Raw genomic sequence first — 13,173 nt, forward strand, 5'->3', positions numbered from 1 at the left:
AGGCGGCCGGGCGCTTCATGTTTAAAGGTTAAATATGAAACCGGGAGACCAGGTTTTCGAGGTGCCGGGAGAGCTCCTCCAGGGAGGAGGCATGGGATTTGACGGTGGACCCGTTTTTGGCGTTGTGCTCGGCATGCCGGTTCACCGCCTGGATGTCACCGTTGATCTTTTCGGTAAGATGGGTGCTGGTCTGGACGCCGTTGCTGATCTCCGTGAGCCCGTCGGCGGCCTGGGCGATATTGCCGGTGATCTCCCGGGTGGTGGCTGACTGCTCCTCCACAGCGGAAGCAATGCCGGAGACGATGCCCGCCACCTCCCGGATCACGCCCCGGATCTCATCCACGGCCGTAACCGCGTCACCGGAGGTAACCTGGATCCCCGTGATCCGCTTACGGATGTCGTCGGTGGCGTCCGCTGTCTGCATGGCCAGTGCCTTGATCTCGCCCGCCACCACGGCAAACCCTTTTCCGGCCTCCCCGGCACGGGCCGCTTCGATGGTGGCGTTCAAGGCCAGGAGATTGGTCTGCTCGGAGATCTCGGTGATGGCCTCGGTCACCGCGCTGATCTCCTGGGCTGCCCGACCGAGTTCGTCGATGCGCTCGGAGGTGGTATCAGCCAGAGAGACAGCGCTGTCGGTAATGGAACGGGCGCGCTCCGTATTGCCTGCGATTTCGCCGATGGTGGCGCTCATCTCTTCGGCAGCGGCCGCCACCATGCCGGAGTTGGCCGAGGCCTGCTCCATGGCGGCGGCAATGGAGGTCATCCCGTTTTCCGCCTCGGCGGCCGCCCTGGCCGCATCACCCGATCGCGTGGAGACCGCCTGGGAGGTCTCCGCCATGTTCCCGGAGACAGACTGAAGGTTGGTGGCGGAGTCTCCCAGCATGTCCACCCCTTCCCGGATTTCCCCCACCATCTCTCCCAACCCTTCTGCCATACGGTTCAACGCATCGGCCAGGATCCCGATCTCATCGGTCCGGCGGCTGGTCACCCGAACGGTAAAATCCCCTTCCGCCATCTTCTCGGCTGCCTTCACATCGGTGAGGATGGGCCCGGTGATCGAGCCTGTCAGCCAGTAAATGATCCCCCAGACCAAGGCAACCGAGGCAAGGGCAATACCCAGCCCGATCAGCATCATGCGTCTGACCTTGGCCAGAACGGCAGCCTTGGGGATGCTGACGATGACAGCCCAGGGGGTCCCGGTGGCCCCGATGGTCACGGGCACCCCGATGCGAAGCACCTGCGCGCCCAGGGTTCGGGAGTCGTTCTCAAGGGAAAAGGCCTCTCCCTTCCTGACAGCGTCAAGATAAGGGGCAATCCATGGCGTCGCCTCGGCGGCGGGGCGTCCCACAAAGGAGGCATCGGGATGTGCCACATAGGAGCCGCCATGGCTCACCAGGGAGATGATTCCCCCGCCGAAGACATCAAACGCCCCAACCTGTTCCGCGATACGATCAAGGGTCAGATCCACCCCCACCACCCCGAGTGTCTTGCCCTCCAGGGCGACGGGAGAAACCAGGCTGGTGATATTGACCTTCCGCCCACCCATCATGTACTCGGAGGGCTCCGTGATCACGGCCTTCCCGGTATTGACGGCGGTCAGATAATAATCCCCGGCCCCGGCCTGGTCATAGTTGGCAAGGGGCTTGACTGAAAACTCGCCGGCTTCGTTCCGGAACCAGCACCAGATAAACCGGCCGGTGGCATCATGGCCTTCGGTGTTGGCAAAAATCTCGTCATAGCCATCCATGGCCCCCGGTTCCCATCCCGTCCACACAGAGTGGAACTCCGGGTTTTTAATGAGAACCTGCTTTAACATGCGAGAAAACGAGCTGCGGGAAGGGGAGGGATCCCCCTGTTTGATGCCCTCAAAAAGCTGGGCCACGGTGATGGCCTTATCAAGGCCCTCTTCCAGATTGATCTGGACCTGGCTCCCGTAATGGAAAGCGGCCTCTTTTGCCAGAGAGACGGCCTCTTCGGTGGCAAGTTTTTTGGAAAGGGTAAGAGTGGTGCCGAGGGTCAGGCCCAGGGCAAGGGTGGCAACTCCGCAAATAAGGAGAATCATGCGTGCGCGCAAGGTGAGTTTCATACTGCCTCGATCATCGTCGGCCCAGAAGGATAAAGATCCGGCAACCGTGGCCGAGGCTGCTGCCGAATCGAATACGAACGGGGATATCCTATATCGAGGAATACGACTTGCCTACTTTTTTTATAAAATAATTTAGAAAATAAACATCTAAACACCGTAACCCTTTGTCTCCGACGGATCGATCTATGATCAAGCGATTTTCGTATTTTTATCGGGTCGTTTTCCCACGAAATACCCGGGCTACCGATCCAAAAAGGGGTAATCGGTGTAGCCCCTTGCGTCGCCTCCGTAATAGGTGGCTTCGTCCGGCTCGGCCAGGGGCGCATCCTGCTCAAAACGGGCCACCAGGTCCGGGTTTGCGATGTACAGGGCTCCGAAGGAGACAAGGTCGGCCACGCCGTCTCGAAGGGACGCTTCGGCCCGATCTTTGGTGTAGCCCGCGTTGGCCATGTACGGCCCCCGGAACCGCTCCTTGAGCCGTGAGTAATCCAGGTTCGCTTCCCCGGAGACAAAATCGCCCTCCACCACGTGAAGATAGGCCAGGCGATAGAAGCTCAGCATCTCGGCCACGGCGTCAAAGGTGGCCTGGGGATGGCTGTCCCGGATATCGTTGAAACTGTTCTCAGGGGAGAGCCGCACACCCACCCGCCCCGGCTCCACCACCTTCAGCACGGCCTCGGTCACCTCCCGCAAAAAGCGCCCCCTGTTCTCCACAGAGCCACCGTAAGCATCAGTCCGGTGGTTGGTGCCGTCCCTTAAAAACTGATCGATGAGGTACCCGTTGGCTCCGTGGATCTCCACCCCGTCAAACCCTGCGGCCATGGCGTTCTCCGCTGCCTCGGCGTACTGGGCCACAATGCAGGGGATCTCTTCGGAGCCCAGCTCCCGGGGCGTCTCAAAAGGCGCCATGCCCGTCGGGGTAAAGCTCTCCCCGGCAGGGACAATGGCCGAGGGCGCCACCGGCTTTTCGCCGTTGGGCTGAAGGGACGGGTGGGACACCCGCCCCACATGCCAGAGCTGGAGAAAAATGCGCCCCCCCTTGTTGTGCACGGCCCCGGTCACCTGGGACCAGCCCGCCACCTGCTCCGGCGAATGGATCCCGGGGGTGCCGGGATACCCCACGCCCTGGGGCGAAATCTGGGTGGCCTCGCTGATGATAAGCCCTGCCGTGGCCCGCTGGGTATAATACTCGACATTCAGGGCATGGGGGACGTTTCCCTCCCCTGCCCTGCTCCTCGTCAAGGGCGCCATCACCACGCGGTTGGGAAGGGTCAAGGGACCGATGTGAAACGGGGAAAAGAGCATCTCACGGGACATGGCCTGATCTCCTGTTTTTTTGGGGTTGGTCAACGAAGGGTAAGGGCGGAGCCAAAAAAGCCTCCGGCGGCAAGGTGAGCCACCTTGAAAGCTGGTTACCGCTGTGCTTTCCCCCTCGTTCCTCGGGCGAAATCACAGCGGTATGCTTGTGGAGATGTGTACATGCACGATGCAAGCACCCTCCACAAAATGAATTATTTCTTTATCATACCTCATCACAGGGCAAGACGGTACCATGTAACGCACAACATGGCCCGCACTCCGGCAACGTCACGGCCCGCCGGCACCTGAGGAAGAGACTTTCAGCCCGAGGTATATACGAATCAGTATTCCAGAAGAATGACATGGGCCTTTTCTGCAAAACCGGTTGCCACATGTCGCACATCACGCGAATGCCCCGAAAGCGAATGCATGATGTCTGCCTTCATGCATTCGCCACAGGGTTTCCAGGTGCCCCCACCTGGCCGCCGGAGGCCTGCTTTTTCCACCCACGATCCCAATAGAAGGCAGACTATTTGAAACGGCTGTCAGCGGGGCCAGATCACCGTGGCCGTGCCCTCCAGCACCAGGGTCCCGTCCTGGTTGGTGCAAGTGGTCTTGAGGTGGGTGAGCCCTTTGTCGGTGGGAGGCTCGGTGACCTCCACCCGGGCGGTGATGGTGTCGTTGACCTTCACCGGGGCGGTGAAGGTGAGGTTCTGGCTCAGGTAGATGGTCCCGGGCCCGGGGAGCCTTGTACCGATGACATTGGAGATAAGGCCCGCCGTCAGCATGCCATGGGCGATGCGCCCTTTAAAGCGGGTGGCCCCCGCATAGACATCGTTGATGTGCACGGGATTAAAATCCCCGGTGATTCCGGCGTATCCGTTGATGTCGCACTCCGTGATGGTCTTGGCAAACTCTGCGCAGGTGCCCTGCGCCGAACGCGTGGTCATGAGGTGCCTCCATGTATCCTTAACTTTTTATCGAAGAGTTCAGGCAAAAAGCACATATTTTCGTTGTGCCTGAATGCCGCAGTGATTTAACCCGAGGAACGAGGGTTAAAGCGCTGCGGCAACCAGCTTTCAAGGTGGTTCACCTTGCCGCCGGAGGCAGTGCTTTTGTATGTTTTGCTCTTGTTCCGTCCTTAAATTGAGTAGGCTCACCGCCCGTAGACATAGGTCCCCGGAGCGGCACAGCCTTCTCCCTCCCCAGAAAACCGGCCCAGGGCCGGGGGCGCGCCTTTCTGTCCGGATCCGGCCATGAGCCATTTCTGCCAGTCCACCCACCAGGACCCCTCCTTGACGGGGGTACTGGCGAGCCAGCGTTCGGGGGGGACGTAGATCTCCCCCTCCCGCCGGGTGGCCATGCGGTAGGAGCGACCCGGGTGGCCGGGCTCGCTCACGATGCCCGAGTTGTGTCCCCCTGCGGTGAGCACAAAGGTGATGCTGCGGGCATCGGCGGCCAGATGGAGCTTGTACACCGAGGTCCAGGGGGCCACGTGGTCCTTCTGGGTGGCCACCAGGAAGATGGGGACATGGATGTCGCTGATCACCACGGGCCTTCCCTTGACCTCGAAGCGCCCCTCGGAAAAATCGTTGTCCAGGAACAGCTCCCGGAGGTAGCGGCTGTGCATCCTGCTGGGCATGCGCGTGGCATCGGCGTTCCAGGTCATCAGGGCGTTCATGGGCCGCCGCTCGCCCTTTAAGTACCGGCCCACGGCCTGGGACCAGATAAGGTCGTAGGCCCGCAGCAGCTGAAAGGCCCCGGCCATCTGCCCGGTGTCCAGGTAGCCCTGGAAGCGCATGATGTCCTCCAGGAAACTGAGCTGGGCCGGGTCGATGAAGAGCATGAGCTCTCCGGCTTCGGTGAAGTCGGTCTGGGCGGCCATGAGGGTGAGGCTCTTAAGCCGCTCGTCCCCGTCCCGGGCCATGGCCGCGGCGGCTATGGCAAAGAGGGTCCCTCCGAGGCAATACCCCACCCCGTGGACCTTCCGGTCCGGCACCACCTCCTCCAGCTTGTCCAGGGCCGCCATGATCCCTGAGTCCATGTAGTCTTCCAGGTCCAGGTCCCGGTCGCCTGTGGCCGGGTTCTTCCAGGAGACCATGAACACGGTGTGGCCCTGGTCCACGAGGTACTTCACCATGGAGTTTTCAGCCGAAAGATCCAGGATGTAGTACTTCATGATCCAGGCCGGAACGATAAGCACGGGGTCCGCAAACACCTCCGGGGTGGAGGGACGGTACTGGATCAGCTCCATGAGCCGGTTGCGGTAGATCACCTCCCCGGAGGTGACGGCCAGGTTGCGGCCCACCTCAAAAGCACCGGCCTCGGCCGGGGGCATGCCCTGAAGCAGGCGGCCCATGTCCTCGGCGTAGTGGCAAAGGCCCCGCACGAGGTTGCCCCCCTTCTCCTGTCGGGTCAGGCGAAGCAGCTCGGGGTTGGTGGCCAGGTAGTTGTACGGAGACCCCAGCTCCAGCACCTGCCGCCCCATAAAGGCCATGAGCTCCCCGTGGTGGGGTTCCACCCCGGGCACCCCCACCGCCAGTGTGCCCCATGCGCGGCAGGCCAGGCTGTAGAGGCTCCGGAAGGTGCAGAAGGGCTCCTGTGCCCAGCCCTCGCCGTTAAACCGACGGTCGGCTGCGCCTCCCTCTGCCTCCACGGCGTGGGCCTTTTCTGCCTGAAGGGCGGCAGGCAGGGTGGCCAGGGCCATCCAGAGCTCGGTCTGCTTTGCCGGGGAGTTGGCCAAATGCATGGCCCAGTCCCCGGCGGCAAGGGCGGTGGCCACCGGGGAAAAGTTCATGGTTCCCCGCCCCTGCAGGGCGTGCCACAGGGTGTCCAGTGCCTGAAACGATTGGTCAGTCTGTGTATCGCGTTTCATCTCCATCCCTCTCTTCCGTTGGGACCGCCGGGCGGTCCCGCGTATCATGCGGCGGCCGTGGCCTTCTCTTTGTCGCCCTTGGTTTTGCGGACCTCTGCCCCATCACGCTCCTTGAGCCACCCCGCGATATGGGGCACGAAGTCTCTCTGGCATTTTGAGCTCACGTAAATGCCGATATGGCCGGTGTCGAGGCAGAGGTCCTGAACGTCGGCGCTTCCCACGGCCTTGGTAAACCGGTCGCAGGCCGAAGGAGGCACCAGATGATCGTATTTGGCGTAGATGTTCAAAACGGGCATGGTGATGCGGGTGACGTCCACGGCCTTGTCGCCCAGGGTGAAGCTGCCGTTGAGCAGACGGTTTTCCCGGTAAAAAGCCGTGATGAATTCCAGAAAGGTCTCCCCGGGGACGTCCGGGCTGTCAAAGATCCACTTCTCCATGCGGATGAAGTTCTCAAGGAAATCCTTGTCGTTGAGGTTGGCCATGAGGCCGTGGTACTTCTCCACCACCAGCTTGGCCGGGTTAAGCATGAGAAAGCCCAGGTTCATGACGTCGCCGGGCATGTTACCGCACGCCTCCACCACCCGCTCCACGTGGGTCTCCTTCATCCAGAGGTGAAGCAGCCCCTCTTCGGTGTCGAACCAGGTGGGGGTCACCGTGGTGATGAGGTTCTTCACCTTGTCCGGGTGAAGGGAGGCATACACTGCACCCATGGTGCCCCCCATGCAGATGCCCATGAGGTTGAGCTTGGCCAGGCGCTTTGTCTTCAGGATATGATCCACCACATGGTCTATGTAGCCCTCGATGTGGTCCTCCAGGGTAAGCCAGCGGTCCTTGCGCATGGGATAGCCCCACTCCAGAACATAGACGTCCACGCCCTCCTCCAGAAAATTCCTGATCACGCTCTTGTCGGGCTGAAGGTCCAGCATGGTCTCCCGGTTGATCAGGGCGTAGACAATGAGAAGCGGGGTCTTGAGCCCTTTTCCCCTGGTCTTCTTGGGGCAGTAGTGCTTCAAACGGATCCGGTCTTCGGTGTACACCACCTCAAAGGGGGTGGTGGCAATATCGGTATCCAGGTTTTCAGAGAGGTTGCGAAGGCTCTCCTCCGCGTAAGCCATGCCCTGGCTGAAGGTTCGCATGGACTCCCGGGCAAGGGACTCGGCTGTCTGTATGGTGGAAAAATTCATGGGGTCCTCCGTTTTCATGCAGGCTGTTTTGACTGGGGCCGCACCGCAATAACGCCGCGACCGGGTTCACACCAACTGAAGGGTCGATCACGCGGACTTCTGGGACACGCCGTCCCCTTTTTCCAAAGCTCCCACCCGTTTTTTCAGCTGGTACACATCCCTGGACAGGGCGTCCATCTCACGCAGGGACGGCACCCCCGAGGCCTGGAGGAGGTCCTCTCCCACCCCCATCATCCGGTGCCGGGCCTCTCCGGCCGTCACCATGAGCATGTCCAGGGAATCCAGATATCCCTTGCTCGTAAACAGCCCCTGGTACCCCTCCTCCATGTGGCGCATCATGTGCTCGCCAAAAGCCTTCCAATCCTCCGGAGTGTTCGCGCTGCCCATCTCCTTGACGGCATGTTTGAAGGCGGCCTCCACCGGCAGCATCATGTAGGCGGTGAACTCCAGGATCGCCGCGTTCAGGGCCCCCAGGTGCTTCACGGCCCCGTCCACCTTCTCCTGATGAAAACACGCCGGTCCGATGCGACCGGGAAACCCGCCCGTCAGAAACCGCTCCATGGCTTTTCCGCCGGACTCACGCCAAAAGGAGGTAAGCCCTGTCATTCCGTCTTTTCCAAGGGATCCCATGGACTCAGACATGCTGTTCCACAGGGTGGCATTCTGCTTGAACAACTCCTCGTAAAAAGCCGCCATCTTTTTTTTCCTCGCTGTGTTATCGGGGTGAAAACCGGTCGGCTTTGCTCCGGCTCACCCGAAATGGACGTCACCGGAACCAACCAGCCTCCGGCATTCGGGCCAACCCATCGGCCCCGGATCGCATCGCTGACACATGGAAGCGATGCGTTACAATGCAAACAAGCAAAAACAATGCCACGTTTTAGCTATCAATTTTCACAAAGGATCCTCAGGCAGGTACGGATTATGGGGAATGGGCACGAAGGGCGGGGTAATTCGCGGTTTCGCAAGGGTTGGATCAGAAGGGGCAAGAAAGGAAGAAAATGGAACGGGAAAGCCCTTTGGTCAAGGGCCTGAAGGGCTTCAGGAGAAACCTCCAGTTTTCAGGGTGTCAGAAAATTTTACAACCCCAGGCAAGGCCCGACCCAGCGGCCCGTGAAGAGCCGGGAAACTGGGACGGACCGAAATTCACGGATCAGGCGGTGCAGTAGGCAATGGCCGCCGTGAGCTTCTCCCGAAGGGCCTCGGAGGCCTGGGAGAGATTGGCCAGGAACTCCTCCTGGGTGGGGGTCTCGGTATCCACCAGGTCTGTGACGGACTTCAGGGCAAGGAGCGGCACATGATAGAGGTCCGCCACCCAGGCAATGGCCGCGGCCTCCATCTCCTTGACGTCGGCCCCGTTGGCCCGGAGCCGCTCCAGGTCCTCAGGGACCATGTCCAGAGAGTTGCCCGTTGAGATGATCCCCCGCTTCAGGCCAAGGGCCCGCGCAAGCCCCTTGAACTCAGGAACCGGATAAGACCCCACGCCGTAAGCGTCCATGCCGGGGATGGGAATGCGCCGATCGTGGAACCGGATGCACCCGCTCCCCAGGTACACATCCCCGATGTGGGCCCCCCGGCCGCGAAAGCCCCCTGCCGTGCCCGCGTTGATAAGAAGGTCCGGCTTGAACCGCTCGATGGCCAGGTACGCGGCCAGGGTCGCAGGCTGGGTGGCCACGCAATCCACACCGTGGCGCGGGTCCTTTCCGCCCACAATGAGAACCAGGTCCGCGGTCCCCGCCTTTCCGGCGTAGACGTCCAAAGGCAACGGGCCGTCAATGGCGGCCTCCACAGGCACAAGGCCCATCTCTCGAATAAACGGCTCGGCCTCTTCGGCCATGGCCATGATGACGGCAATGGTTGAAATCTGCATGGGCAACTTCCTTAATCTTAAAACTATTCAGCTTATGCCTCCGGCGGCCCTGCCGGGGGCTAAACTTTAAAAAGTTTAACAAACAGGTCATAAAAAACATTTTTACGGGTGTCGCTTTAAAGGCGGATGTGGTTTGACCCGAGGGACGAGGGGCAAAACGCATCCGCTACCTGCTTTCATAGTGGCACACCTTGCCGCCGGAGCAGTGCGGTTAAATCGGCAATGGGCAAGTAGCGACAACGTATCCTGTGACTTCGAAGCTTGTGAGCCAGCCCGCACAAACCATTAGCGTTTATATCGGGCGAAGCCCGAGCCGAAGGCCATTGCGCTTTGCCCTGAGGAACGAAGGGCAAAGCGCAATGGCAATCAGCTTTCGAGGTGGCTCACCTCGCCGCCGGAGGCTTGCTTTTGCTCCCGACTTTAACCATAGAAGGCTGTTTTTTTTGAGCTGAATGGTTACCTATCTGTTCATGTATGGACCCCGGATAAGATCCTGGGCCAGGGCTTTCAGGGCGCTGTAGAATTCGTAGAACCCGGCCAGGATGTCCAGGTCGAACCGGAACGTGGCCCCTTGTTTGCGCAAGGCAAGGAGGCGGGCATCGCAGGCGGAGAGGGCCAGCCGAAGGTCCCGGCAGTCCACGGGCTCGTCCGTGTCCCGCATGCGGGTGAGGGTCACGGCGCAGGCTTCGGCAAGATCCAGGATCTCTTTTTCCATGTGAAACCGCTCTTTGAGCAGGGCCTCTTTTTCCAGGGCGTGGGCCATGACCGCAAGGTGTTCTGCGGTGCGTTCCAGGCCGTTGATGACCGATTCCAGGGTGTCTCCCCTTTTTCTGCGAACGAAAAGAAACTCGTGATGGGTGATGCCCGAAAGGGTCTCCCGGTTTTTCCTGATCTCCGCCGAGAGGGCCTGCATCCCGTCAAACGGCGGGGAGACCTCCCCGTGGACAAAGGCGGCGGTGAGCTGTCGGCAGAGGTCTGCGGCCTGGCCTTTCTGGCTGTTCAAGCGCTCGCTCAGGTGCTTTTCCAGGCGCTCGGGAAAAACAAGGACCGACACGAGAAAGGCGGTGCCCACGCCCAGGGTGATCTCCAGGACCCGCCAGAGGGCATAGACGATCCGCTCGTCCATGGGGGAACCGAAGCTGCCCACAAAGACCACGGAGACGGTGATGGCCGCCATGCGGAACCGGGGGCTGTAGCGTGTCATGAACCCGCAGAAGCCCAGGGTCAGGGCAATGGCCGCGTCGTTCCAGAGGTCCCCCGGGGGAAAAGCCCAGATGGAGAAGATACCGATGGCCGCGCCCATGGCCGTGCCGAAAAAACGGTAGAGGCACATCCGCACGGAGTCTGCCACGTACACCTGCATGACGATGACCGTGGAGATGACCGCCCAGTAGCCGTAGGGAAGGCCCATGGCGCGACTCGCCTCATAGGAGATGAGGGAAGCCAGGCCGGTTTTCAGGCCGTGACGCAGGTGGGCGGCGGGGATGCGTTCAAAAAAGGTGGCGATGCTCATGATCGGGAAGTCCCTTGTCTGGGGTCTTGGGGTGCGGCTCGGGCCACGTGCGGCCCGATTCGCCCTTGTCGTTATACCTACCTGTCCTGTTTGTCAAATGTTTCAAAAGTTTGCCCCCGGGAGGACCTCCGGAGGCTTTTTGGAAGCTGAATAGATACCTTTTTTTACATGCGCCAACAGGCTTCGTTGACACCCCGCATCCCCTGCCATATGTTTAAAAAACATCCAAAACCCGGATCACCGGACACAACAGCAGCCAGCTCGACAAACAAGTACCACGTGTTTCTCCAACCCGCTTTGAAGGCGGCCCACCTTGCCGCCATATCCCATGCCGCTCCGGCGACTGGCCGGGGTGAAAGGAGTCTTCCATGCATGTCACGTTCTACGGTGCCATTCGCGAAGTCACCGGGTCCATGCACCTTCTTGAAGCAGGCAAAGATCGCATCCTGCTGGACTGCGGGCTCTTTCAGGGCCGACGCAAAGAGACCGAGGCCAAAAACCGCGTCTTCCCAGTGGACCCCGAGTTCATCACCAACATGATCCTCTCCCACGCCCACATCGACCACTCCGGGCGTATTCCCCTGCTGGTCAAAGGGGGCTTCAACGGCCGCGTCATCACCACCCGTACCACGGCCGACGCCTGCTCCTTCCTGCTGCGTGACTCCGCCCACATCCAGGAGTCGGACGCCCTTTACCTCAACTACAAAACCGTCCGCGGCCACCTCTACAACCTGGCCAACGGCAAGAACAAACTCACCAACCGAGAGCGTGCCGAGATCACCAAGCTCCTCAAGCACAACGGCCTGCGCCTGAACAAGGGGGCCATCGACGAGCTCCTGACCAAGCACAACCTCAACAGCGTGGAACCCCTCTACACCATGGCCGACGCCGAGGCAGCCCTCTCCGCCTTTGACGGCTACCCCTACAACACGGCCATCACCGTGGGCAAGGGCATGACCGTCACCTTTTACGAGGCCGGCCACATCCTGGGCTCTGCCCTGTGCCTCCTCTCTTTCCGCGATAACGGACGGCGCTTCAACGTTATCTACACCGGGGACATCGGGCGCTTCGGACGGCCCATCCTGAAAAACCCCACCCTCCACTTCCCGGACGACATCGGCCCCATCGACCTTATGATCATGGAGAGCACCTACGGCGCCCGCCACCACGAGCCCGCCGAAGAGCTCAAGGACAGGCTGGCCGAGGTGATCAACGACACCTTCGACAGAAAAGGCGTGGTGGTGATCCCCGCCTTTGCCTTCGGAAGAACCCAGGACGTGGTCTACATCATCCACGAGCTGAGAAACGAAGGACGCATCCCCAAGTTCCCCGTGTTCGTGGACTCCCCCCTGGCCGGCAACCTCACCCGGGTCTTTGCCGAACACCCAGAGGTCTACGACAAGGAAGCCCACCGCACTTTCCTGGAAAAAGGCATGAACCCCTTCGAGTTCAAGGGGCTCTCCTACATCAGTACCGTGGCCGAATCCATGGAGTGCATGAAATCAATCACCCCCCACATCATCATCTCCTCCTCGGGCATGTGCGAAGCAGGCCGCATCCTCCACCACCTGCGGTACCGGGTCCACAACCCCAACAACACCATCGTCATCGTGGGGTACATGGCCCAGCACACCCTGGGACGCCGCATCATGGAACTGGGCTGGGACTACAAACAAAACGGCCGAAAAGGAAAGCCCCCCATGGTCAAAATCCTGGGCAAGGAGTACCCCCTCAAAGCCGACGTGGTGAAAATCGGCGGGTTCTCCGCCCACGCCGACCGCGAAGAGATGCACACCTTCCTCAAAAAATCGAACCTCCAGGTGAAAAACATCGCCGTGGTCCACGGGGAAGAAGAGCAATCCAAAGCCTTTGCCGCCTTCCTCAAAGAAAAAGGCCTCAACGCCTTTGTGCCCAAACGGGGACAGACCATCACCATGGAATAGCCTTCGGCGGCCAGGGGATACATCCCCTGGACCCCAGATTCGCAAATGCTCCGGGGCTTCGCACCTTCACATTTGCTGACGGGCTCCGCCCGTGCTGAGTTCATAGTCAAGAGGCAATACATCGCACCTGGGTATCTTTCGCTCCCAGGCTCTGCCTGGGGGTGTTTAAAGCAAGGCTCTGCCTTGCCGGTATATAAAATTCGATGACTGGCGCTTGGCGCAGGCTTTCTCGACATCAAATATAGAGGCAGAGCCTCCGAAGAGCATTCCCAGGCAGAGCCTGGGAACGAGCCCATACACACAACACAAAAGCCCCACCTGCATGCAGGCGGGGCTTTTGTATAGAACCGTTCATCACGGGCGCAGCCCGTCAGGGAATGTGATGAGCCTGAGGAACGAAGGC

The 13,173-nt window shown here is 60.5% G+C and carries 9 protein-coding genes; 1 reads left to right on the plus strand and 8 read right to left on the minus strand.

The annotated features are described in order from the left end of the window. Positions 1–28: 28 nt before the first annotated feature. The 8 genes from ACOYW0_RS08765 to ACOYW0_RS08800 form a co-directional block, all read right to left on the minus strand. Positions 29–2,086, minus strand: a complete 2,058-nt coding sequence (locus ACOYW0_RS08765; RefSeq protein WP_482418142.1) for a methyl-accepting chemotaxis protein — start codon at positions 2,084–2,086, stop codon at positions 29–31. A gap of 240 nt (positions 2,087–2,326) precedes the next feature. Beyond that, positions 2,327–3,403: an alkene reductase gene (locus ACOYW0_RS08770; RefSeq protein WP_482418143.1), complete on the minus strand. Its 1,077-nt coding sequence runs from the start codon at positions 3,401–3,403 to the stop codon at positions 2,327–2,329. A 527-nt stretch (positions 3,404–3,930) separates the two neighbouring features. Continuing rightward, complete coding sequence (locus ACOYW0_RS08775; protein ID WP_482418144.1) at positions 3,931–4,335, minus strand: MaoC family dehydratase; 405 nt, start codon at positions 4,333–4,335, stop codon at positions 3,931–3,933. Positions 4,336–4,541: 206 nt separating this feature from the next. Further along, positions 4,542–6,260, minus strand: a complete 1,719-nt coding sequence (locus ACOYW0_RS08780; RefSeq protein WP_482418145.1) for a PHA/PHB synthase family protein — start codon at positions 6,258–6,260, stop codon at positions 4,542–4,544. 44 nt (positions 6,261–6,304) lie between these two features. Further along, on the minus strand, positions 6,305–7,444 hold the full coding sequence (gene phaC, locus ACOYW0_RS08785) for a class III poly(R)-hydroxyalkanoic acid synthase subunit PhaC (protein ID WP_482418146.1): 1,140 nt from the start codon (positions 7,442–7,444) through the stop codon (positions 6,305–6,307). Between the two features lie 87 nt (positions 7,445–7,531). Next, entirely contained in the window at positions 7,532–8,140 is a 609-nt protein-coding gene (locus tag ACOYW0_RS08790; RefSeq protein WP_482418147.1) for a poly(R)-hydroxyalkanoic acid synthase subunit PhaE, read from the minus strand. A 457-nt stretch (positions 8,141–8,597) separates the two neighbouring features. Continuing rightward, entirely contained in the window at positions 8,598–9,314 is a 717-nt protein-coding gene (locus ACOYW0_RS08795) for a phosphorylase family protein (protein WP_482418148.1), read from the minus strand. A 460-nt stretch (positions 9,315–9,774) separates the two neighbouring features. Then, on the minus strand, positions 9,775–10,827 hold the full coding sequence (locus ACOYW0_RS08800; protein WP_482418149.1) for an FUSC family protein: 1,053 nt from the start codon (positions 10,825–10,827) through the stop codon (positions 9,775–9,777). Positions 10,828–11,195: 368 nt separating this feature from the next. Between ACOYW0_RS08800 and ACOYW0_RS08805 the strand changes: the two genes are divergently transcribed. Further along, a complete protein-coding gene (locus ACOYW0_RS08805) occupies positions 11,196–12,770 on the plus strand; it encodes an MBL fold metallo-hydrolase RNA specificity domain-containing protein (RefSeq protein WP_482418150.1) in 1,575 nt (524 codons plus the stop codon). Positions 12,771–13,173: the final 403 nt, after the last annotated feature.

This window comes from Desulfoluna sp. HI9BLuna, assembly GCF_056829775.1.